The organism is Chryseobacterium sp. CY350, from assembly GCF_027945075.1.
In the GTDB taxonomy this organism is placed as follows: Bacteria; Bacteroidota; Bacteroidia; order Flavobacteriales; family Weeksellaceae; genus Chryseobacterium.
Map to the genome: position 1 here is coordinate 3614384 of NZ_CP116034.1, position 24074 is coordinate 3638457.

General features: G+C 35.9%; 22 protein-coding genes. 14 read left to right on the forward strand and 8 right to left on the reverse strand.

From position 1 onward, the window contains the following. Nucleotides 1–27: 27 nt before the first annotated feature. The 4 genes from PGH12_RS16930 to PGH12_RS16945 are packed head-to-tail and all read right to left on the reverse strand — an operon-like array spanning nucleotide 28 to nucleotide 3283. Nucleotides 28–1365 (reverse strand): UDP-N-acetylmuramate--L-alanine ligase, encoded by a 1338-nt coding sequence (locus tag PGH12_RS16930; protein ID WP_267598655.1) that lies wholly within the window; start codon nucleotides 1363–1365, stop codon nucleotides 28–30. A gap of 2 nt (nucleotides 1366–1367) precedes the next feature. Beyond that, nucleotides 1368–1808, reverse strand: a complete 441-nt coding sequence (locus tag PGH12_RS16935; protein WP_267598656.1) for a hypothetical protein — start codon at nucleotides 1806–1808, stop codon at nucleotides 1368–1370. 16 nt (nucleotides 1809–1824) lie between these two features. Beyond that, the gene (locus PGH12_RS16940; protein ID WP_267598657.1) at nucleotides 1825–2625 is read right to left on the reverse strand and encodes a lysophospholipid acyltransferase family protein; all 801 of its coding nucleotides are present in this window, start codon (nucleotides 2623–2625) and stop codon (nucleotides 1825–1827) included. 28 nt (nucleotides 2626–2653) lie between these two features. Beyond that, nucleotides 2654–3283 carry an NUDIX hydrolase gene (locus tag PGH12_RS16945; protein ID WP_267598658.1) on the reverse strand — a complete coding sequence of 210 codons (630 nt, stop codon included), beginning with the start codon at nucleotides 3281–3283 and terminating at the stop codon, nucleotides 2654–2656. A gap of 248 nt (nucleotides 3284–3531) precedes the next feature. On the opposite strand from PGH12_RS16945, the gene PGH12_RS16950 reads away from it, so the two are divergent. The 6 genes from PGH12_RS16950 to PGH12_RS16975 all read left to right on the forward strand — a co-directional run bounded on the left by PGH12_RS16950 (nucleotide 3532) and on the right by PGH12_RS16975 (nucleotide 9798). After that, nucleotides 3532–5046, forward strand: coding sequence for a hypothetical protein (locus PGH12_RS16950; RefSeq protein WP_267598659.1), 1515 nt, complete (start codon nucleotides 3532–3534; stop codon nucleotides 5044–5046). A 280-nt stretch (nucleotides 5047–5326) separates the two neighbouring features. Next, on the forward strand, nucleotides 5327–5740 hold the full coding sequence (locus tag PGH12_RS16955) for a hypothetical protein (RefSeq protein WP_267598660.1): 414 nt from the start codon (nucleotides 5327–5329) through the stop codon (nucleotides 5738–5740). Between the two features lie 10 nt (nucleotides 5741–5750). Then, nucleotides 5751–6476 carry a curli-like amyloid fiber formation chaperone CsgH gene (gene csgH / locus PGH12_RS16960; protein ID WP_267598661.1) on the forward strand — a complete coding sequence of 242 codons (726 nt, stop codon included), beginning with the start codon at nucleotides 5751–5753 and terminating at the stop codon, nucleotides 6474–6476. Between the two features lie 12 nt (nucleotides 6477–6488). Then, nucleotides 6489–6896 carry a curli production assembly/transport component CsgF gene (locus PGH12_RS16965; RefSeq protein WP_267598662.1) on the forward strand — a complete coding sequence of 136 codons (408 nt, stop codon included), beginning with the start codon at nucleotides 6489–6491 and terminating at the stop codon, nucleotides 6894–6896. A 23-nt stretch (nucleotides 6897–6919) separates the two neighbouring features. Further along, complete coding sequence (locus tag PGH12_RS16970) at nucleotides 6920–8287, forward strand: CsgG/HfaB family protein (protein ID WP_267598663.1); 1368 nt, start codon at nucleotides 6920–6922, stop codon at nucleotides 8285–8287. Between the two features lie 5 nt (nucleotides 8288–8292). Then, the gene (locus PGH12_RS16975) at nucleotides 8293–9798 is read left to right on the forward strand and encodes a carboxypeptidase-like regulatory domain-containing protein (RefSeq protein WP_267598664.1); all 1506 of its coding nucleotides are present in this window, start codon (nucleotides 8293–8295) and stop codon (nucleotides 9796–9798) included. Between the two features lie 79 nt (nucleotides 9799–9877). Here the strand turns inward: PGH12_RS16975 and PGH12_RS16980 are convergent, their stop codons facing one another. From PGH12_RS16980 to PGH12_RS16995, 4 genes are all read right to left on the reverse strand, one after another. Then, nucleotides 9878–10525, reverse strand: a complete 648-nt coding sequence (locus PGH12_RS16980; protein WP_267598665.1) for a response regulator transcription factor — start codon at nucleotides 10523–10525, stop codon at nucleotides 9878–9880. A 373-nt stretch (nucleotides 10526–10898) separates the two neighbouring features. Beyond that, on the reverse strand, nucleotides 10899–12458 hold the full coding sequence (locus PGH12_RS16985; RefSeq protein ID WP_267598666.1) for an Rne/Rng family ribonuclease: 1560 nt from the start codon (nucleotides 12456–12458) through the stop codon (nucleotides 10899–10901). A gap of 351 nt (nucleotides 12459–12809) precedes the next feature. Further along, the gene (locus PGH12_RS16990) at nucleotides 12810–13100 is read right to left on the reverse strand and encodes an HU family DNA-binding protein (RefSeq protein WP_034674127.1); all 291 of its coding nucleotides are present in this window, start codon (nucleotides 13098–13100) and stop codon (nucleotides 12810–12812) included. 138 nt (nucleotides 13101–13238) lie between these two features. Then, on the reverse strand, nucleotides 13239–13910 hold the full coding sequence (locus PGH12_RS16995) for a response regulator transcription factor (RefSeq protein WP_267598667.1): 672 nt from the start codon (nucleotides 13908–13910) through the stop codon (nucleotides 13239–13241). A gap of 178 nt (nucleotides 13911–14088) precedes the next feature. On the opposite strand from PGH12_RS16995, the gene tssO (PGH12_RS17000) reads away from it, so the two are divergent. The 8 genes from tssO (PGH12_RS17000) (at nucleotide 14089) to PGH12_RS17035 (ending at nucleotide 23931) form a co-directional block, all read left to right on the forward strand. Further along, nucleotides 14089–14619 carry a type VI secretion system TssO gene (gene tssO, locus PGH12_RS17000; RefSeq protein ID WP_267598668.1) on the forward strand — a complete coding sequence of 177 codons (531 nt, stop codon included), beginning with the start codon at nucleotides 14089–14091 and terminating at the stop codon, nucleotides 14617–14619. 21 nt (nucleotides 14620–14640) lie between these two features. Then, complete coding sequence (tssO, locus tag PGH12_RS17005; RefSeq protein ID WP_267598669.1) at nucleotides 14641–15159, forward strand: type VI secretion system TssO; 519 nt, start codon at nucleotides 14641–14643, stop codon at nucleotides 15157–15159. A gap of 36 nt (nucleotides 15160–15195) precedes the next feature. After that, nucleotides 15196–16101 (forward strand): PKD domain-containing protein, encoded by a 906-nt coding sequence (locus tag PGH12_RS17010; protein ID WP_267598670.1) that lies wholly within the window; start codon nucleotides 15196–15198, stop codon nucleotides 16099–16101. Nucleotides 16102–16148: 47 nt separating this feature from the next. Continuing rightward, the gene (gene tssR / locus PGH12_RS17015; protein ID WP_267598671.1) at nucleotides 16149–18545 is read left to right on the forward strand and encodes a type VI secretion system protein TssR domain-containing protein; all 2397 of its coding nucleotides are present in this window, start codon (nucleotides 16149–16151) and stop codon (nucleotides 18543–18545) included. A 92-nt stretch (nucleotides 18546–18637) separates the two neighbouring features. Further along, nucleotides 18638–19141 (forward strand): DUF4280 domain-containing protein, encoded by a 504-nt coding sequence (locus PGH12_RS17020; RefSeq protein WP_267598672.1) that lies wholly within the window; start codon nucleotides 18638–18640, stop codon nucleotides 19139–19141. Nucleotides 19142–19159: 18 nt separating this feature from the next. Further along, nucleotides 19160–22150, forward strand: coding sequence for a peptidoglycan DD-metalloendopeptidase family protein (locus PGH12_RS17025; RefSeq protein WP_267598673.1), 2991 nt, complete (start codon nucleotides 19160–19162; stop codon nucleotides 22148–22150). A 5-nt stretch (nucleotides 22151–22155) separates the two neighbouring features. Next, nucleotides 22156–22932, forward strand: coding sequence for a hypothetical protein (locus PGH12_RS17030; RefSeq protein WP_267598674.1), 777 nt, complete (start codon nucleotides 22156–22158; stop codon nucleotides 22930–22932). A gap of 36 nt (nucleotides 22933–22968) precedes the next feature. After that, nucleotides 22969–23931 carry a hypothetical protein gene (locus PGH12_RS17035; RefSeq protein WP_267598675.1) on the forward strand — a complete coding sequence of 321 codons (963 nt, stop codon included), beginning with the start codon at nucleotides 22969–22971 and terminating at the stop codon, nucleotides 23929–23931. Nucleotides 23932–24074 lie beyond the last annotated feature (143 nt).

The window sequence follows — 24074 nt, forward strand, 5'->3', positions numbered from 1 at the left end:
TTTTATATTTTGATAAATGAAAATTAATTATTTCGTCAAATCTAAACCACCAAAATTACCCGAACTCATCATCATATAAACACCTTTGGTTTTATCTAATGAATCCCAGTACGCATGAAGTTCTTCTGCATTGGCAAAGACTTTAAGATTCTCATTCTTAAATTTTTCTTTGATTAAATCAGGAGAAATAGGCTCCATTCTTTTGATCTTTAAAGCATCTTCAGAATAGAAAACAATGGCTTCATCCAAACCGTCCATTGCGTGATCATATTGTTCTAAAAATATAGGGTTTAAACTTGAATAGGTGTGTAATTCCAGAAAACCGTATTTTTTTTCATTTTTAAATTGCTCACAGAAAGCTTTTACCACAGCTTTGACTTTGCTTGGTGCATGTGCGAAGTCTTTATAAAGAATTCCTTTATCTTCTCTCTCTACTTTTTCGAGACGTTTTGAAGCACCTTTGAAGCTCATAATCGCATCATAAAAATCTTCATCCATGATACCTAAAGTATGACATATATGCCTTGCTCCTTCAAGATTTAATAAATTGTGTGCGCCAAAAACAGAAAGCGGAATATCTCCCATTTCGGTTTTTAAATGAACTTTTCCATTCACGATTTCGTATTCCGGAGTTTTGTAAGGGATTTTTCTGAAGTAATTTTCAGCATTTTCAATTACTTTTACGACTTCCACATCTTCTTCGTTGTATACTAAAACTCCGCCCGCAGTAATACTCGCAACAAATTTTCTAAACTGATCAATGTAATCATCAAACGTTTTAAAAACATTGATGTGATCCCACGCAATACCGCTTAGTAAAGCAATATTCGGTTGATACAGTAAAAATTTGGAACGAAGATCTATCGGAGAAGAAAGATACTCGTCACCTTCCAAAACCATAAAATCATTGTCTTCCGTTAGTTTTACCATACAGTCGAAACCTTCAAGCTGTGCTCCCACCATAAAATCTACGTCTTTCTGGTGAAAATTCAGAACATGAAGAATCATTGAAGTGATCGTAGTTTTCCCATGCGAACCTGCGATGACAACGCGTGTTTTTGTTTTTGCCTGTTCGTATAAAAATTCGGGATAAGAGTATATTTTTAAACCTAAATCTTTCGCTTTTGCCAATTCAGGATTGTCCTGATGAGCGTGCATTCCGAGGATAACAGCGTCAATATCAGAAGTTATTTTATCGGGAAACCATCCCAACTCTTGAGGAAGAATATTTTTTTTTTCTAATCTTGATTTTGAAGGTTCAAAAATGGCATCATCTGAGCCGGAAACTTCATATCCTTTATCTTTTAACGCAATGGCAAGGTTGTGCATGGCGCTTCCGCCGATGGCTATGAAATGGGTTTTCAAATCTATTGAGTGTTTTTTACGTTTTTAGTAATGATGTCTTGAAAAGCACTGACAACACGATCCCAATTATTTTTAGATTGAGGCATTATCATGCTCGCGTCAGTTTTATTGGCACTGTTTTCACCGTTTTTCACATTGATGGAAACAGAAACATGGTCGTAAAGCTTTTTGTGGTCTTCTACAATCTGTCTGAACTTATTCTGAGTCAGGGTTTTGTTCAGATTCTGAATATCTTCATTGGTAAGCTTAAAGTTTGTTTTGATTTTTTTCCCCTGTCCTTCATAAGAGTAGCGAGCATTGTTCCCTTTTATTAGAAGGTTTTCGTAGATCGGCGTTAAGCCGCCACTTTTTGAATAACTCATATCAAAATCTGAATACATTTTCTGACTGTTGCACGAAATAGTAATCACAATGGCTATTAATATTGCTATTAAATTTTTCATAATGACCTAAAATTTTTTATAAATTGTGGTTTTCAGATTTTTTTGCTTTGATCTCTTCATCGTAGGTGTGTAAAACATTGAAGTCTTCCGTCTGCTCAATGGCAGTCATTATTTTCAGAAGAATCTGTTGTGCATTTTCATGATCGTAATCGATGTCTAAAGGCTTTTTAAATTCCATTGTAGGTTTTACGCCGGTTACTTTTACACGAAGTCCTTTTTTATCAAATGCTCTTCTGAATCCGTTTATTTTGATGGGAATTACAATTGGTCTCTGGTTTTTGATCAGTTTTGCTGTTCCTTTTCTTCCCTGTGCAAAAGCTGCGGTCGTTCCTTGCGGAAAAGTGGCTACCCAGCCGTTGTCTAGGGCTTTCATGATATTATCAATTTCACCCAGATCAACCATTCTGTTGACGTTTTTACCTTCTGCCCTCCATGTTCTTTTTACGGTTACAGCTCCTGCGATTTTGAAAATTTTAGGAAGAATTCCTTTATTCATGGTTTCTTCGGCGGCAACATAGTAAAAATCTACTCTTGGATTGAGAAGATAAATCGGGTTTTTTATTGTATTTAAATATCCGTTGTTCACTGCGCAAAATGCATGATACATTGCCGCTACATCAGCAAAATAAGTCTGATGATTGGATACGAAAAGTACATTAGAATCCGGAAGGTCTACCAAATGCTCAGTTCCGGAGATTTTAAGCTTATTAAAGCCATTAAATCTTCTGTAGGAAACGATTCCTAAAATGAAGATGATAAACCTTTTTAAAAAATAAGGAGTGCCGAACGAATCGGTAAATATGTTCTTCTTCGCCATTTTTTAATTAAACATAATATCTGCAAAGTTACATTTTTTTAATCAACTGGCTGAATTCGCTGAGTATCATTGCAGTTGCTCCCCAGATAATATATCCGTTGAAATTGATTACAGGAACTTCTTTTCCGCCTGCTCCCGGCAATGCCATTATTTCCGGTGAATCCGGAAGGTTCAGAAATGATGTGATCGGAAATTCTATAACTTCTACAGCCTCACTTTCTTGTAAAATAAACTCAGGATTTCTTTTGGAATAAGAAATGTAGGGATATACGTAAAAATTACTCGGCGGAATATAAATCGGTGACATTTCGCGAATGATTCTTACATAAGGTTTTTCCAGACCTATTTCTTCGGAAGTCTCTCGTATTGCGGTTTCGGCAAAATCCTGATCAAATTCTTCCCGCTTTCCTCCAGGCAAAGATATTTGTCCGCTGTGTCTGTCGCGCTCATTTTCTGTACGTTGTATGAGCGGGAAATACCATTCGTTATTTCTAAGGTAAAGAACAATATTGACGGCAGCAAATTTCGGGTTTTTTGCTAAAATCTCATCATTGGAAAATACTGCACGATAAGGCGGCGAGAAAATACCATGTGCGTTGGCGCCATCCAATTGAGCATTTTTAAGCTTTTTTAGTAAATCTTTTCCAAAACTTTCCATATCTCAAATTTACTAATATTTCTTATTATAAAGAAATCGTATTGATGGCAATTGGTGATAAATCTCAATAATAAAAAGTACCGTATTTATACCTACGAGTACGGTAACTGATTGTAATGATACCACAATACCGGAAACGGTTACGAATTAAACTGTATCTGATGATATTTACAATTTACCCTTTTATGATGGTTTTTAGGGCTCGGGAGAGTTCTACATTTGTATCACTAACCAATAAAATTTTTACCATGAAAAAATTAGTAACAGGAGCTTTTGTTGTATTATCAGCAAGTTTCGCTTATGCTCAAAACAGTGATAATACTGTAAACCAGTCAGGAACTAATAATACTGCTGCAGTAACACAATTAGGAAGTCAGCTATGGGGGAACGAAAATACCTCAAATCAAACAGGTTTTGGTAACTCTGTCAATGTTTATCAAAAAAGTAACAGTGCCCGTAACAAATCAGAAACTACTCAGGATGGAACTTTAAACGTTGCGAACGTTTCTCAAGGAAATGGTTTCTCCGCAGGTGGAGTTGAGGTTTCTCAGGATCAGGATGGTTTAAGAAACCGTGCAACTGCGACTCAGCAATTTTCTTATGGCTCAAAAATGAATCAGACTCAGGATGGTACTTTCAACACCGTAACTGCTACACAGGGTGGTGGAGATGTGAGATCTACTATTGATCAGATTCAGGATGGTAATTTCAATACGGCTACTGCATCTCAGAGTCAGGTAGGATATGTACGTCCTACAGGAGTTTACAGCACAGCAAATGATATTGATCAACTTCAGGATGGTAATTTAAATATGGCTACTGCGACCCAGGTAGGATATTTAAATAAATTAAATCAAAATCAGGACGGAAACATGAATAATGCTTCTTCAAGCCAAACAGGAACGAGACATGAAGCTGTTCAGACTCAGGATGGAAATTTAAATAACGCATCAAATACACAGACAGGGACTCATCAGATAGCGACTCAGACTCAGGATGGAAACCTAAACCGTGCAACTTCTACACAGTCTGGAAACGATCATTCTGCTTCTCAGTATCAAAATGGTAACTCAAACCGTGCAACTTCCACACAATCCGGAGGTTCTTCTTGGTTGGTACAATCTCAGACTGGGAACAGCAACGTTGGTGTTGTAAACCAATCTGGTGGAACGTATAATGGTGCAATGCAGGTGCAAAATAATAATAATAACAATGCATCAATCGATCAGGTAGGAAACAGCAACGGAGCCGGCCAGTACCAAACAGGATTGAGAAACATGGCAGATACAGATCAAACCGGAGCAAACAACTCATCAGATACCAACCAAAATGGTAATGATAATGAGGCTTACGTTGTTCAAAATAATAATTACAACAGAGCTGAGATCGACCAAATTGGAAATGATAACTACGCAAGCAGCGCACAGAGCGGAACTTCAAGCAATGCAGGCAACAGCAACAGTGTAACAATGTATCAGGATGGAAGTGACAACAGCGCTATGGCAACTCAGTCTGTTGGAAGAAGCAATTCTTTAGTTTCCAATCAATATGGATCTATGAATCTTATAGAAAGTGATCAAATGGGTAGCAGCAATACAGCAACTATCAAACAGGGATCATCAGCAATGGATGCAAATAATAACGAAGCATATGTAATGCAGAATGGTACAAGCAATACGCTTACTCTAAATCAAATGTCTAACGGAAACATGCACACATCTAGCCAGATGGGTAGCGGAAATTCAATTGTAGTAAATCAATAATTACAGGAGAGTAATTCCTGTAAAGTATTTTTAAAGCAGCATTTGCAGACAGAAAATCTTTTGAAGTCAGGGTTTTCACAGCGCACAACTGTTATTTAAAAACACATAACTTTATTATATTTATACATCAAGGAGAGACTTCGGTTTCTCCTTTTTTGGCTTCATCATTTTCTCCGTAAAAATACGGTAGTGCATAACGGCAATCAGTGATTTTAAGCTCGTAACCGTTTAACGTGTTTTGTATATAACGGTATTCCAGTACCTTTAAAAAAAAATAAGAATGAAAACCTTTGAGAAAATATTTATTACCCTTGTACTTCTCTCAACGATGTTGGCGAAGTCGCAGCAGATAGACTGGAGTCTTATCAACAGCCAGACAGCAATTGGTATCATCAATACGCCAGTTTCAGATCCTTCATTCATTACATCTTCGGTTTCACAAGTCTTGCAGGTAGGAGATTTAAACAATGCTGATCTCCGGATCAATTCTAAGACCAATATTATGGTGCAGCAGTTTGGTGATCAAAATAGTATTTATTTTAATAATGCTTTTTCTTCAAAGGAAGCTAAAACAGTAATTACCACGCAGGGAGACAATAATATCGTAGACATTACCGGAACCAACAGTATCTCAGATAAAATGCATCTGAACGTGCAGGGTGAGAATATGGCGGTGTTTATGCGAAATTATTAAACAATCGACTATGAGAAATTTCGTCTTCTATAATGTTTTTTTTATTTTTTTGTCTGTTTGCGCGTACGGACAGGAAGACAAAAAAATAGTTGCAAAAATTGACAAAGAAGTCATCGAAAAGCAGTTGAAAATAAAAGCTTTGGTCAATAATAATACCTCAACATATCAGGAACTGAATTATCTCCTGATTTCAATTAAAAAAGGTGCAGGCGGAAATCTCTCAAATAATAAGCAAAGCGGTAAATTTTCAATAAATCCGAATGAAAGCAAATCTTTATCTGAAATGAGTGTGAATCTGGAAAAAGGAGATGCATTAAAAGCATTCCTTTACATTCGGGACGAAGAGACGCAGAAACTTATCGCTAAAGACAGCCTGGAAATTAATCAGGATTTTTTTAAGCAAACAACAGGCGTTGTAGAAAAAGAAGAAGCTTTCGAACTCAGCGGATTGACGATTGACGATACAAAAAGTAAGATCGGGAAAGATTTTTATGATTTGTTTTATATTCAGTATAATCAGATTCCTGACAAGAGCAATTCTGCGATTACGATTACAGAACTTCCTGCAAGAGGAACCAGCGGTCAGATTAATATTCAGATTGATGATAAAGTAATTTACAGTTTTATGACCAATCCCAGTGAAGATTATCTCAAAGAACAGTTAGATTTCACGCTCAGATATATTAAAGATTTCAACTCCCGAAAGAATCTTATTAAAAACGAATTCATCTACTAAAAACTAATAACCATGAAAACTCTTTTAATAACAGCCTTCTTTTTTTTAGGATTTTTCCAGCCAAAATCTCAACAGCTGGTGTACAAACCGATCAATCCGGCCTTTGGTGGCGATACATTCAATTATCAGTGGCTTCTAAGTTCTGCAAGTGCTCAAAATCAATTTGATGATAAAGACGGAAGTAATCTCACGGGAAATTCCGGATCTCTGAGCAATTTCACAGACAGTTTAAACCGTCAGGTTCTAAGTGAGCTTTCCAGGAAATTATTTCAGGATCAGTTTGGCTCCGGAGGCGTACAGGCAGGAAACTATATGTTTGGTTCCCTTTATCTTCAGATTACCAATACGGCACAAGGAATGATGATCAGTATTTTGGATACCAATACGGGGGAACAATCCGAGATTGTAGTGCCAAAATAAAAAACTAATAAAAGAAACTAAACATGAGATTTTTTACTACTATCAGAATTTTTTTCTGGATACTTTTTGCGTGTATACTGCAATCTTGTGGTACTGCAATGAGTTTTACTTCTAATAAAGAAGTGTCTACAATGGGAGAAATCACTTCTTACACTACAGAATTGAGAAATTTACCTTTACCTAAAGAAAAAGTGGTAGTGGGTGTCTATAAATTCAGAGATCAGACCGGGCAGTACAAACCTTCTGAAAACGGAGCCAATTGGAGTACAGCAGTGCCTCAAGGCACAACAACCATTCTTATTAAAGCATTAGAAGACAGCAGATGGTTTACACCAATCGAAAGAGAAAACATCGCCAATCTCCTTAATGAAAGACAAATCATAAGGTCTACACGACAAGAATACCTGAAAGATGCTGACAAAAACAGCCAGGCTTTACCGCCATTGTTGTATGCAGGAATGCTTTTGGAAGGTGGAGTGATTTCTTATGACAGCAACGTCATGACCGGCGGTATCGGTGCAAGATATTTCGGAATTGGCGCATCATCACAATATAGACAAGATAGAATTACGATATACCTTCGTGCTGTTTCTACTTTAAATGGTGAAATCTTAAAAACGGTTTATGTTTCTAAAACCATTTTATCAACAAGTATCAACGGAAGTTTTTTTAAATACATCGATACCGAAAGGCTAATGGAAGCTGAAGTTGGCTTTACACAAAACGAACCCATCCAGCTTGCTGTAACAGACGCTATAGAAAAAGCTGTAAAATCTTTAATTGTAGAAGGTATTAAAGATAAAATCTGGGGAAAATCATTAGGCGATCCTGCAGATTATCAAAAATTGGTAGACGATTATGATTTTGAGACTAAAAAAAATACAGACAGACAGGTGGGAAATATCTATCCAACTGCTGAAAGATCAAAGCTTTCTATGTTTGGACAGGTTGAGGCCAATCAGGTAAGAAATGATTATGTAAATCCTGTTGCTCAATTTGGCTTAAAAGGCGGAATTAAATATTTTTTTGATAAAAATTTTAACATAGAACTCAGCGCTGCAGCCTATCGACTTGAGAACGAAAAAATTATAAGACGTACGTTCATTTCACCGGAACTTAATTTAGAATACTTTATGCTACCCAAATACAAATTTTCCCCATTAGTATACGCAGGGGTAGGTGCGATGTTTTCCAGAGAACCCGTACGATATAAAGCTCAATTTGGAGGCGGTTTCGAGTATTTAGCATTCAAAAAACTTGGGGTAAGATTATCTTCCCAGTACGATGTAGGATTCAGTGACGATTGGGATCTTTTGATCAACGGAAAAAGAAAAGATCATGCACTGAGATTTGGGTTGGGTCTTAATTTATATTTAGGCAATAAAAAATAAAAACTATGAAAGCTTACATTAATATATTGATTATTTTGATTTCTTTTTTTTCGTTCACTTCTTGCAGCGAAGAATTGGTAGATCAGGCGCAAACCGGGATTTTGCGTGGTAGAGTAGTAAAAAAAGGCACCAATGAACCGATCGCCAATGCAAAAGTTTTTACCACACCAAGTACACAGACAACGTTCAGTGATAAAGACGGCATGTTCGAAATTAAAGATATTCCTGCAGGTAATTATTCTGTGAAAGCTGAACTTTCGGGATATGTTTCCAATTTTCAGGCGGTTAATATTCAGACAGAAAATCAGGTGGTCACCATTGTTTTTGAGATGGATGATGATGAATCTTTGAATTCACCGCCTTCCGCGCCAACATTACTGAGCCCAATTGACAACGCTGTAAACCAACCCTTGAGTGTACAACTAAGCTGGAATGCTACAGATCCGGATAAAACTGATAGTCTTACTTATAAACTGACGGTTAAAAATAATATCAATACAGACGTTATTCAGGTAAATGATTTAAAAGTTAAATCCTATATTTTATCTAATTTACTTTTTGGAGTGAGCTATTTTTGGCAAATTTCAGTTTCGGATGGTATTCATCCTGATGTTTTAAGTCCGGTATTTAAATTTACAACAAGTGCAACACCTGCCAATCGTTATCATTATGTGAGAAAAGTCAATGGGAATTTTGTTATTATGTCGAGCGATGTACAGAGTAATAGTTTTCAACTCACTAATGCTTCAAACAGCAGTTGGCGGCCAAGAAAAAACAACAATGCAGGATTGATCGCTTTTTTAAGAAATGATGCAGGTGGAAGTCATATTTTTACTGCAAATCCTGATGGTTCTAATGTCTTTAAAGTAACTCAGATTCCGGTTGCCGGATTTAATCAGAATGAATTAGATTTTTCATGGAATACGACAGGAAGTGTATTTTTATATTCAAATTTCGACAAACTTTATAAAATCAATAAAGATGGTACCGGTCAGCAGTTGGTGTACACAACTACTGATGGCAGCCTGATTTCTGAAGTTGACTGGAGTTATGATAATACCAAAATTGCTATAAAGACCAATAATTTCAGCGGTTATAATACTAAGATTTTCATTATTGATATGTTAGGTAATGTTCTGCAAAATGTGTTTTCAGCTGCAACAGGAGCAACAGGCGGACTGAATTTTTCGGTCGACGGTCAAAAACTTCTTTACACACACGATGTTTCAGGTTACCAAGATGCTAATTACCGACAGCTAGATTCTCACATATTTATTTATAATCTTGTCAACAATACGATTATTGATGCTTCTGCAGAAAGTGACAAACCTATTGGTACCAATGATCTTGATCCGAGATTTTCACCGAATAATTCTCAGATCATCATGGTGAACACCAGTAATGATAATGTTTCTCAGAAAAATATTCTGACAATTGATCTTAATAACACAGGGGTAGATTTCGTAAGAGCAATATTATTTTCCAACGGAGAAATGCCGGATTACGAATAGAATTATAAATGCTTATTGCAAAAAAAAATCAAAACCCAGATTGCGGTTTTGATTTTTTTTGTTTTTCAAGAACTTGTTTCTAGCTGAATATGTTGTTTTCCATTGCATATTTTACCACGCCTACAGAATTTTTTACATTAAGTTTCATCAAAATTCTCTTTCGGTGAGTTTCTACCGTATTGATGCTGATGAAAAGTTTTTCGCCAATGTCTTTACTGCTGTAGCCATCACAAATTAATTTCAAAATTTCCATCTCTCTTCTCGTCAGTGGCTCTTTAATATTTGGGCTTTGTTTCTCCTGCTCGCTGCTTATAAAATTGATCATCATTTTTTTTGCATGTTCACAAATATAAATTTCATTCATAGACAGAGCATTTACCGATTTTAGAAATTCGTCGTAATTGCTGTTTTTGTCGAGGTAACTTTTTATGCCTTTGTTAAATAATTTTCTGATCACTATCACATCGTAAGAATTACCAATCACTATTATTCTTACCGTGCTGTCTTGCGAAATAATTGTTTCTAAACATTTGTAAAGATCGCTTAGCAATAAAATATTTGAGCTGATCATTAAAAACTGTGGAGTATTCTCTCTCAGGTGACTGTATAAATTTTCACAGCTATTAAAAACGTTCACAGAATTGAAAATTTTTTCTTGTATGAGTAATTTGGAAAGGCTTTCTGTATATAGAAGTGGCTCATCTAGAATTGCTAAATCTGGTTTCATCGGTTACTAGTTTTCAATAACTAAATATACGACATTATTCATAAAATTTTGGTAAAAAAACGTAAATTTTTACCGAAAAATTCAATATAAAGATAGTTATTTTCGTTTTTCCGTAATTATACGGTATCAAATCTTTATTTAGTGAATTATTTGAATTTATTATGCTTTTTACTTCTTTAAAATCCTGTGACAGCAATGGTTTACAAAGTTTTATACCATGATTTTAATTCAGGTAGGGATATATTTCTGTTAAATATAGTACTGGAATATTTTCTGAATTTTTTGGCAGACTCTGTGCAGAGCAACATACAATTTGACTCTCTAAAAAAAGAAAAGCCTTCAGAAATTCTGAAGGCTTCGTTGTGTTGTTTTTTTAGTTAGAATAGCCGCTTAATTCTTCTTTTTTAGAATTATAGATTTTGTATTCTAAATATTTAAAAGAATCCCGTGGGATAATGGTTACCCATTTTTTGTATTTCAGAAACCATTTCATCTGTATACTTTTGATTCCTTTGGTAAGGAAAGCTTCTACGAAAGGATGTACATGCAGGTAAAGTTTTCCTTTGTCTTTTTGCATGATGGTTCTTATGGTGTCTTCCATTTTCTCAACAATGACGATCGGTGCTACGATTTCTCCGTCTTTGTTTGGGTTTTCTTCTTTTGTGTCGATTTGTTTTTCCGGACGGTTTCTCTGTCTGGTGATCTGTATTAATCCAAATTTACTTGGAGGCAGAATCTTGTGACGAGCTTTGTCGCGGCTCATTTCTGTTTTCAGATGTTCAAACAAATCTCTTCTGTGATCGGGGTTGGTCATGTCGATAAAATCTACAACGATGATACCACCCATATCACGCAGACGAAGCTGTCTTGCTATTTCTGTTGCTGCCATTTTGTTCACGTGGAGTGCGTGTTCTTTATTGGCAGAATTTCCGGCTGTGATATTATTTCCGGAGTTTACGTCGATTACGTGCAGTGCCTCTGTGTGTTCTATTACCAGATAAGCACCTTTTGAACTTGGAATATTTACGTGTTTTCCGAAGCTTTGTTTCAGCTGCTTTTCAACGTTATAATATTCGAGGAGAGGAATGTGAGAGTCATAAAACTGAACGATATTTTTGCGTTCAGGAGCAATAACTTCCACATAATTTTTCATTTCTTCAACCATTTGTTCGTCGTCACAAAAGACATTCACGAAATCCTGATTGAAGTTATCTCTTAAAATAGATGAAGCTTTATCATCTTCACTCAATACTTTCGACGGGACTTTATTTTTCTGAATATTCTTAAAAGTATTTTCCCATTTTTGAATCAGTTGATTCATATCATTGTGAAGATCAGCTACTTTCTTTCCTTCAGCGACAGTTCTGATGATGACACCAAAACCTTCAGGTTTTATACTGTCGATCAAGGTTCGCAGTCTCACTTTTTCCTCGGAACTTCCGATTTTTTTTGAGATAGAAACCTTATTATCGAAAGGTATTAAAACCAAAAAACGTCCCGTAAGAGAAATCTGTGTAGAGATTCTCGGTCCTTTTGTAGATATAGGTTCTTTGGTAATTTGTAAAAGAACAACGTCATCTTTGGCGATGATTTTGTCTACCGTTCCGTTTTTGTCAATTTCGGGCTGTATTTCGAAATTTTTTAAACTTGAAGCATTCTGTTTCTTAGAAACCGTGTCTTTTAAAAATTTTTTGTAAGTAAGATATTGTGGCCCAAGATCCTGATAATGCAAAAATGCATCTTTATCGTATCCGATGTTTACAAAAGCTGCATTAAGGTTGGGAGCCAGTTTTTTTACTTTTCCTATGAACAAATCTCCGACTACAAAATCATTTTTGTCTTCTTCCTCATGAAGTTCACATAGTCTTCCGTCTTCCAGCAAAGCAATCTTTGTAAGCTCATCTTCATGCGAAACTATTAGTTCTTTCTTCATTTTGTTATAAGATAATTTTTAGTTGATTAGAGATACGAAGAGATTTTTTTTTTAATTTAAAATTTGATAATTATAAAGATAAATTATTGAAATTTTAATAATCGGAAAAAATCAAACGTTCAAAATCATATGGTAACAAACAAAAATATAGTCGGTGATTAATAAATAATTTAAAAACACCAACTATATTGTTATATGAAAATTCCCGCAGGAAAATTATTTTTTCTTATGTCTGTTCGCTCTTCTTCTCTTCTTTCTTTTGTGTGTTGCAACCTTGTGTCTTTTTCTTTTCTTTCCGCTTGGCATAATGTTAAATTTTTTGTGTAACTAGTTAATATTCAATTGTTATTCTTATTTTACTGCAACTTTAGTTTTTACTTTCTCTACAAAAGATTTTGAAGGTTTGAAAGCAGGAATATTGTGTGCAGGGATTTCTATTGCAGTGTTCTTAGATATGTTTCTTCCCGTTTTCGCTGCTCTAGTTTTAACGATGAAAGAACCAAAACCTCTTAAGTAAACATTGTCTCCATTATACATAGAAGTTCTGATCTCCTGCATAAAAGCTTCTACAACTTTCTGTGTTTCATTCTTTTCTGTTCCCAATTTATTTGAGATGGTGTTTACCAATTCTGCCTTTGTCATTTCCTTTTTTAATTTTAAATTTTAGGTGTGCAAATTTAGTTAAAAAAATTGAATAGAAGCAAATTAGTACAGAAAATATTTTGGTTAAGAGGCTGACAATTTTATATTTAGTCGCATATTATAACAAGAAAAGTGCCTTTACATACTAGAATTATAGTACCCATTTTCTACACAGAAGCGAATGAGGTGCAGTTTTGTTTTTAAACCAAGCTTTTCTGTGAGTCTGTTTATATACGTGTCGATGGTTCTTGTGCTGAGGTTTAGTTTTTCGCCTATCTCCTTATTACTGAAGCCTTCATAGCAAAATTTCATCAGCTGAATTTCTGTTGGCGAAAGCTCATCCTGGCTGTGTTTTTGTCTGTTCATATATTCCTGAACGGCGAGCGGCTGCTGCTTCCAGCTTTCAGAATAAGCTTCATAATCAAAGTCCTTTGAGGTGATTTTTCCTTTGATAAGATCTTTAATGATATTGCTGTTTTTTTGACAATAATAGATATTCGGAATTTTTTGCAGTAGATCTGCCATATCTTCTTGATACGTCCCGGAATAGGTGATAATTGGCGTTTCGCTGTTGTTTTTGCGGATGAACTTTATGGCTTCGAGACCGCTGAGAACAGGCATGAAGAGTTCTACGATAAAGACATCTTCCTGTTTCCGGTAGATCCTGTTGATGAGCTCATGACCGTTATTGCAGTCATTAAGAAGCATATTAAAAGGGTTTTCCAATAAAGTTTTGATCATTATTTTTTTAAAATAAAAATCGCTGTCTGCAATCGAAAACCGAACCGTATTGGCCAGTATTTTACTCATTTTATTTTTGTGATTTGGTATAAATAAAATAAAATTATGATCACTAAAGTATGAAAATCTTTCGGAATTTAAAATTAAACTTAATATTAAGAAATTGTGAATACGTTGAAGAGTTCATATTTAATTTTGTAAATAAATATTTTTTTTCTATTTTCACATTCCAAACCATATCACAATTATGTCTACAATTAGAGATAAGAAATTGAATAGATCCGACGTCAGGATTGCAATTTGGAAATTTATCCTGTCGTTCGTCGTTTTATCGTTAATTTCATTTTGCGCTATTTTTTTCTTTTTTAAAAGTTACCATACCCAACGCATCGGTATGGAAGCAAAAGCAGAGCAATATTCACAACTTCTGGGGCGCAGTGCAGCGCTGAACATCAAAGTCGACAGCATTCATACACTCATGACACTTTTAGATATCAATAAGGTTCAGAATGATATTGTCCTTAGCAGACAGATCACGGGAGAACTTTATGATGCACGAAGCATAATGGGTGCAGACAGTGTAGATAATCTAAAACATTACGCAGTACTTCTGAAACATATTGAGCCGATGATTGATCTAAAGTCAAAAATAATCAGTGTTGCCAATAAGAAAGAGTATTTTAAAACTCAATATGAAAGATGTAAGGGCAAAAATGCTACGGTTGTACGAGAATTAAGAATCGATCCTACAAGAAAATACGCAGGGAGAAGAAGATAAATTTACATAAAAGATTGAGTTATGCAGGGACAAATTACCTTATCAAAAAAAGAAAAGAGATTCCAGTTTTTATATCTTATTCTGATGCTTTTGGCGGCAATGATATTTTTAGGAATAATCTTTCTGAATAAATTTGAATCGCCATTCGATTCTTCAGATGTTGTAAGCTTAAAGCGTCTTGAGCAGAAAGCTCAGTTTGATCTTGAGCAGAAAAAAATACAGTCTGTGGTAGACAGCACTTTTACAAAAATTTCTCATCTGGATACAGAAAATCCTGATGCGATGACCGTTCACGATATCGAGAAAAACACAGATTTTATAAGCTCTACCAACAAAAGATTCAGTACTCCCGACGAAAGAGTTGAAGGCTATCCTTTAATTGCAGATTTTTACGATATGTACATGGATGACAAAAATATGATCACTTACATGACTGAAGATGTAAAAAGACTTGAGGCAACGGTAAAAGATTGCGAAATGGGCTATAAACAAAACGAACAACGTCTTTTTGACCGGGCAAACGCATTAAGATCAAAATAAAAAACCAACTATCAAAACACATCACAACAATTAAATATGAACTATTTTCAGAAAAACAGAAAAAACATCATCATCGGTGTCGTCGCTACTTTGCTGGTTGCTGCCCTCATTGCATTGTGGCTTCAGAAAAAGGTAATTCATTCATCAGATGATATCGTAGGATCGGTATACCCAATGTCCCTCACGGTAGGTGATACGCTTCACTTTTACGATAAAACACCTTTTGCAAAACAGAGAAAATGGAATTTTGCAGACGGCAATACATCTGATAAAGTAAAGGGATTTCACTTTTTCAACAAGCCCGGCTACTACAGCGTTACTTTAATTATTGATGATAAATACACAAAAACTTATCCTATTGTAGTTTCATCAAGACGTACTGTCACAAAGGATAGTGTGAAAATGCCGACTACCATTGATGCGCCAAATCAAGCGATGCAGTTTGAGAATGTAAGTTTCCGGGCGCTTTCTGACGGAACACTTTTTACATGGAAATTCGGAGAAAATGCGGGCATCGATTCTAAAGATAAACTTGCAACATATTCCTATAAAAAGCCGGGAGATTACGTTGTGACACTATATACAGATGTTGATAGGGAACCCATCCTACACAGAATAAGAATTGTGGCAGAATATAATGAGGTCGAAGAGGAAGTCGCTGTGGATGATTTTTATGAGAAGCGAGACAATGATTTTAAATATCATCTTCAGCAGATCGCAAATGGTAACAGCTTCAATATGCATTACAACTACTTGCTGAATACGTACTTATGTAATAACGAAAACTCTATCGTACAGGTAAGTGACAGTAAAGTCAATAACTTCTATCTGTATTGCGCAGGTTTACAGTTTGATAAAAACAATGTGATTCAGACTGTCAAATTAAATTATGACGACGCGCAAAACTGCGTAACCAAAGTAGATATCAACCAAAGTAAATAATCTGTACGGTTTGCTCGTACATCACACCAATTATAAAGAAAATTAAGATGAAAAATAAATTTCCTCTCGCTGCATATTATATAGGTTTTTCGGTACTTCTTACGGCGTGCCAGGTAAAACTGCCTTCCAAAAAAACGCCTGAACCCAAGCAGTACGGTTCAATAGATCACGCTACCGTTATTGATGGTTTTCCTAAAAAATCAGTACCGTGGATTGCCATTTCAGACCGCTCCAGAAATACCGCTTACCTTGATAAAGATGACGAAAAATCTTACAAAGAAGTGAAATTTTTAGAACCGTTAATGGTTTTAAAACACAGAGACGGAATGGTAAAGGTTGCAGAATATATTCCGGATGCTTTAATGAAAAAAGTGTCTCCGAAATCTGTAAAAACTTATGGCTGGATTCCCGAGTCTGATCTTCTTTTATGGAATAGTTCTTTAAAGAGCGAAAAAACCGGTTATCCTGTGAAAGTAGCAGTAGTGCCTAGTCATCCTGAAGTCATCCGAAGTGCTGAGAGATATTACAAGAATGATTCGATCATGGTATTTAATTCTCCCAGCCTCATAGAAAATGCCAATGTTAAAATTCCTAACGGGCAGATGGTTTATGTTTACAAACAGGCGGAAAATAATAAAAGGTTTCTCGTAGGGAAAAAACCTTCTATTGATATGGACAGCATCAGCACAGGACTTTACGGCTGGGTAAGTTCGGATGTTATTTCAGCTTGGGGAGAGCGTTCTGCTATGAAAATGAAGAATACGACCGGGATCAAAGAGACATCTTTAGGAATTCACGAAGGTTCTCCCGGAGGAACCGATGCAGAAAAGAGAATAGCCGTTTTGTTGACAGATGTTGATAAAAGAACGCCGCTGGAAAATATATATCCGGTTAATTTAAATTTAAATGAAGAAGCAAAACCTGATACAAAAACAAAATATTTTACGAATGTTTTAGATTACAGTAAAAACTTCGTTTACAATGTTTTAGGTGAACAAATTTATTTCGACAGATACAGAGAAATTACAGATCGCAATAAAAAAGCAAATATCGTTTTTGTGCTGGATGTAAGTGCTTCAAACACGCCTTATACGCCAATTGTAAAATCGCTTTTGCAGGATCTTCAGTTGAGATTTGAAAAACCATCTTATTTTAATTCAATTAAATACGGTGTTGTTTTATATAAAAATAATCCTTGTGGTGAAAATGTAGTTCCGTCTGTTTTAAGTAAAGATTACAGTAAAATCACTTCATTTATTGATGAAAAAATCAACGAAATGAATTGCCAGAGTACCGGTGGAAATCAACCTGTAAATGAAGGTTTGATTGCTGCCGGAAATATGCTTTCTGAACTTCCTGATGAAACCAATATCGTAATCACGATTGGTACTTCTGCCAATAGCGGTAATATGTATGGTGTCATTAATTCTCTTACACAGGCGCAGGCAAAACTGATCATGTTTCAGACGAGTGCCAGATCTTCAGATACTTACAATGATTTTGTACTGATGGCGGAGAATATTGTGACCAATACAGCAAAAAACGTTGCTGAGCTTAAAAAACAGAGAATAATAGATCAAAATAACGTTCTTACAAAAAATAATTTTAATCTGATAGAAGGAGAATCTGGTTTCTATTCCCTAGATTATCCTAAGCAGAGCATGGCTCCCGGATTTGTTATTTTTCCGAAAAAAGGTGATATCACAGCTCCGGGTTTTCTGAAAAAGTCGGTTGACAGTTTGATTGCTCAGGTAACGTTGGATAACGAGATGATTGACAAGTCGTTAAATGAATATTTTCATTCTTCTGTAGGTGCCGGAAAAACAGATGTAGATTTTAAGTATAAATATTTGTATCCGGGTCTTACCAATCCTGTTCCTGCCGGCATAGCAGCACAGCTTATCAATTATGGAAATCCTTTTTTGGTGAAAGGTTATATTCCTAAAGAGCTGAAAGATTTTAAACCGGGAATGGAGAAAGGTATATTAATATCTGAAAAAGAGTATGATCAGCTTAAGGCTTTCTACACCGAAGTTTATGCAAATACAGGTGCAGGAAGAACAGATTTTAAACAGGCAAGAGCTTTGCGGGAATATGTGAAACTTCTAAAGAAATATAATTCTACCTTAAAATTTTTAGACAAAGGTGAATTGTATGAGCAGCCAATGTCTTATGCGGTGGGTATAAGTACAGGTTTTGATAACTCTGATGAAGAGAAAATGTCTAAATACAAGCTTAAAGGCTGGAAAAAATCTAAAATAATTACCAATGAAGAATCCAGAACTTACTTCAAATATTACAAAGAATTAGCAGACAGAATGCTGACACACAGAAAAAATCCTGCCGTAAAAATTGAGCAGAACGGGCAGGAATTCTATTGGCTGAATGAATATTTTATGCCAACAATGCTTCCTGTAGAAGAACCGGAATATACTCAACATTAATAACTTATAATAAAAAAAACGGAAATTTAATTTCCGTTTTTTTTATGTTTAGATTACTTTTTGCTATCTTTGAGTACCAAACATCACAAAATATGTCAGAGCAATCGTCATCTCATGACGGCAAACACTTTGTCGTTCAAAAAGGGAAATGCCAGTGCGATCAGGGCGACCAGTTTCCACAGCATAAAGTTACCGCGCATCAAAAACATTATTGGAATGATGCAGCGGGCAGCGCAGATTATCTTGCCGTAACGGAAGATGATTTACAATTTAATCCATCAGGACCGAGTTTCGGAAAATGTAAGCTAAAACCTTCATCTGGAGGCAATCTTCCGTGTTCATATGCGCCGGCGGGCAAATGGCAGAAGACGTATGACAAAGTAATGGTGATGGGCAAAAAAGTCGTTACGGAAGTTTCCGAACTTCAATGTACAGTTGGTGGCAAAATCACTATTAAAGATCACGGGCAACGAGGTGAAATGAGTAAACAGAACGTGAAAAAAGCTGACGAAAAAGTTATCAGACATGCAAATCCTCTTGTGGATGTAAAAGAGTTTAAAGAAACTGCTTTTGAGAGTGAATTAGACGCTTATTAATCTTTAAATTTATTCTGAATGTCAAAAAGAGGAGTTTCAAAAATAGCAGGAAATCCTTCTCCCAAAATTGGAGAAGCAACCACTTATACCGTTACAGATTGGTATTCATCGACCCCACAAGCACAACGAAATATCGCAGCTGTTACCTGGGAACTGTTCAAAAAACGTTCCGACGGAAGATTTACATCGACTAATATTAAAAAAACAGGCTTGGGAACTTTTACTTTCGGAGAAGTTGCTCAGAGAAATACTTATCGTTTAGAAGCTTATTTATTTGAGCCGGAAGGTAACGGACCTACTACAATAGATATTAACCCTCAACCTGCCGTGATCCCAAGAATCAATAAAGTAGATCTGAATTATGTAGATGATACGCCAGGATCTGTTTTTAGTTTCACAGAAAAGATGAGAGCCAGGGCTCATTGTGTTAATCTAAATGGTAAAAAGCTGAAATTCAGCTTGTGGGAAGATGATGCAGCAGGCTCGGGGCACAGTGCAGGCAACCTTTTGATAGAAACCAAAGAAGCAGTAGTAAATACAAGTGGTGTGGCAACTGCGGAGTTTATGCTGACCAGAGCATTGATGCAGAAAGCCATGCAAGGTGAGACTGATCCTAAAAAACTTGAATTTTATGTTACTGTAGAGTATTTTGAAAACCGCAAGCATGCAACAGATAATGTGCATGTCAATAATCCATTAAATAGTCCGCCGCCAAGACCACAAAGTCGTCCTCAGACGAACGCAACTCCAAATTCCCCGCAACAGCCTGCAAATAATACACCTCCGAGAGCCGCCGGATCTCCCGCAGCACAAAAACCGCAATCGCAAAAAGAGGAAAAAGGTATTGTAGAATCTGTTACAGAATGGTGGAATAATCTCGAGCTTTGGGATTGGGGCGAATCTTCAGGAACGATAGAGCCTACACAGCCGCCAACTCAGCAACCTGCTGACGGAAGAACTGTGAGTGTTGTACAAGATTCAAATGTTGAAGATCTTCTGGATGCTTATTTTGCCAAAAAGGTCTACACAAAACTTACGGGAGAAGCTGCAGGAACTGTGGATTATACCGTTGGAAGTAACGGAAACAAAACTTCTACTGATGCAGAAAAAGAAAAAATTGCTAAAATTATCCTTGCAAAACCTGCAATCAAAGCTTTAGCAGATAAAAAAGAATATACCACGCTTGAAGCCATCAAGCAAGCTCTCACAAAAGAGGTCTACAATAAAAACGAAAAGGTAACGATTCAGACTTTTAAGCTTGGAGCAGAATTTAAAAAAGTGACAAGCGCACCGCTGGAAGATAAACTTTATCTTGTAGCACGAACGTCAGGTCTTAACGGTAAGCAGGCGACAATTATCATTAAAGAAAAAGACGGACAATTAAAGGGTGCCGCCGGAGCTGTTTTACCGGTTCTCGAAATTACCGAGGCTCAGATGGAACAGGCCACACCTGCAGGAGGCGAAGTTCAGGGGACAGAAAAAACACAGTTTACTGCGACGATAGAAAATGGGATTGCAAAAGTTCCTATTCATCTGAGACCGAAATCTGATGATGAACTGAAACAGTGGAAAGAAAAACTCAAAAAAGGAAAAAAAGACGGTGAATATTCTTATAGTTTTGCAGGCGCGACAGCAATTGCTGATGAAAACGGAAAGAAAAATATAGCAAAAGCAATTCTTATCAATGCTAAAGAAGGTAAAAGAGGGAACCCTAAAATCGAAGAAGGTAAATCTGCCTATTTGGAAGATATCGAAAAAGCTTTAGAAATAAAAACATACAATCCGGGCGATAAAATCACTTTTTCGCTGTATAAAAAAGATCCGGAATTGCTATATTTAAATGCAAAAGCACAAGGCCAAAAACAACATGATAAAGACTTCCTGAAAGCAGACGGAGCGTATTTCACCGTTGGAAAAAATTGCGAATGCGAGCAGAGAATAAGAGCTTTTATGAGAATGTTGAGAATAGGCGAAGGTACAGAAGGCGAAAAAGGTTACACTACACAATACAGCGGAACCCAATTTTCCGATATGTCTACACATCCGGAAAATGTGATTACTGCAGGAGCTTATTCGTCTTCGGCAGCCGGAGCTTATCAGATTATGAGATACACATGGTGGTGGCTGAATGGTGAAAAACTTACGAACGATAATAAAAAAGCAGGCGTTTATGAGGAAGCGCACGATTATGTAAAAAAATATTCCATTCCAGATTTTACAGCAGAGTCTCAGGATAAACTGTGCATTGTGATTTTAAAACATAAGAGAGCCGGTAGTTTAGAATTAATTACAAAAAATCAAATTAAAGAATCTCTGGAGCAGTACGGCAGTTATGAATGGGCAAGTTTACCACCTGGAAGATACGGCCAGCCAGCTCAGACAATGGATGTTGCTTTGGCTAAATATGAAAAGTTTTTAACTGAAGAGCTTGCCGGTACGAGCGATCTTCATCTGAAGAAAGGGTTTTTGAAAGAATTTGGAATACCCTGCAATTGCGGCAACGAAGGCGGAAGTTCAGATTGGCATCATCCGTTAGACAGAATGGAGCTTCGAGGCTGGTATGGCAGCGGTTTTTATCCGGATTCTAGTGATCACGGTAACGCACCGATCAGACATAGCGGTAGCCACGACGGGTTAGATCTTTACGCACCAATAGGAACTCAGGTTTATGCCTGTGTATCCGGAGTTGTTCATGAGGTGTATGAATCTACAACTTATGGAAACACAATCAACATTAAAGGAGATTATAAAGGAACGACGTATTACTTTTTCTATGCCCATTTATCAGAAGTGAATGTGAGTGCTGGAGATCCCATAGATGCCGGAAATCCTATTGGCAAGACCGGAAAAACAGGAAATGCGTCGAGTCAGGAAGCAAAAATGAATCACCTCCACTTCGAGGTACGAACGACGGGAAACAGAACTGGCGGAAGGGTAGATCCTCTCACAACCATTTCCGAATTGACGACAGGTGTAAACACAAATCCTGATCAGACCACTCAAATATAAAGATAATGAAAATTAAGAATTTAGTGATTAGCAGTCTGTTTTTAGTGACTGCCATTGCCTGTAAAGAAGGCAAATCATATGCGAAAAGTACAGATATTTCTCCGACACAAGATACAGTGGTTGCTAAAAAGGCAGATCAAAAAGACATCTTCATCAATAAAGAATTTTTCTCCGGAGATGAGCTGGTAGATGTCGAAATATTTAAAACTGGAAAAACAGATATTGATAGTGTAAATTATAGTATTTATAAGAGCAGGAACTCCGGTAAATATATTTTTTCACTTGAAAAATTTCTGAAAAATGACGATGTTGAAAAGTACAGAATTACCGATACCGTCAATTTAAATTCGCCAGACATCGCAATTAACGTTCAAACTGTGGGCGACAAAAAATTGTTGTCTTTAAAATCTGATCAAAAACTGCTGAAAGAATGGAGTTTTAATAATAAAACAGTTTCCGCAAAATCTAATGAATGGGTTGGTAATTTTTCTTGTAGATTTTTGAGGATGAAAGAAGAATCCGGAGATCCGCGAGCGTACGGAATGATCAATTTAAATATTTCAAAAAGCAATGCAGACTTCAAATTAGACAGTTATGTAGAAAATGTAAAAAAAGATCTGATGGTCATCGAAAAAAAACCGGACGAAATTATTCTTGCAGAAAAAAACAATAAAAACGCCACTTTTAAGATCACAAAAAGCAACAGTAAATATCTCCTTAAAAGCGATTTTATTAATACAACGGTTGGCGAAAACGACACTTACGAATTAACAAAAAAATAAGATCAACAAAATAAATTCATCGATACACAAAAATCTATGACGGTACATTTTATTCTACACGGTGAGACCTTTCAAAGTATTGCCGATCAGATTAATCTGGAAAACCCTTTGTACATCAAAGAATTCCACAACCAGCATTGTGCGAGAGAAGATTTTATCTACGAAGATCTGGTTCCTAGAAAAAAACTTTTGCTTCCGGATGTTTTTACCGTTCATAGATTGAATGCGAAGAATGATGCACCATTTAAAGACCCCGACAGAAACCCAAAAATCAGTTTTAATCCGGATTTTTCAGTGTACAATTATAAAGTTTTTATAACTGAATCTTCCGTTGACAGCCTCGGAAATTCTAAAGAAACTTCTTTTTCGTATCAATTTTCGTTAGAGCTTATTCAGACAGAATTTGATGTTCATACTTTTCATCTTTCTAAATATAATTTCTCTACAATCAACGATACCAAAATGGGGAATCTTGCAGTAAAATGCATGCAAGCTGTTGAGCCGGTAGAAATTCTCACCAATTTGAAAGGTGAAATAATATCTGTGAATCTTCTTCCGGAAATCATCGATAAATTTCATAAAATCAAAGAAAATCTGCTCGATCTTTTCCCCGATAAATACGCAAAAATATATATTGACGAGTTTGAATACGTTGTTCGCAATCAGAACCTATTTAATAAAAAAATGAAGCAGGATTGGCTGATAAAGACTTTTTTTTCGGCAATACGAGGTGACTTTAAAAATGGTAAATCATATTTAAAAATATTTCTTGAAAATAAAGATTCTGTAGTTGAGATCGAGCAAAGCGGAATATTGATCAGGGAAAATGATGAGGTTATTCTCACACAATCAACACAGTCTGAGAATAAAGACATTGATTTTTCTGCAAATTATATAGTTTCCAATCAAAATGGAATGATAAAATCGATGGATGTCAAAAACTCTTATTCACAGTATGATATTCTGTATACTACACAGATAAAACTGGAAAAAGTTTAAATATTTAAATTAAATTATTAACAAAAACTTCCTAGTGTTTGTGTCAAAATTCGCATTATGAATAAATACGGATAATCAAGATGTTTAAGAGATTATAGCAGGTGAAAAATGTTTTCATTTTAAGTATGAATATAATATTGAAT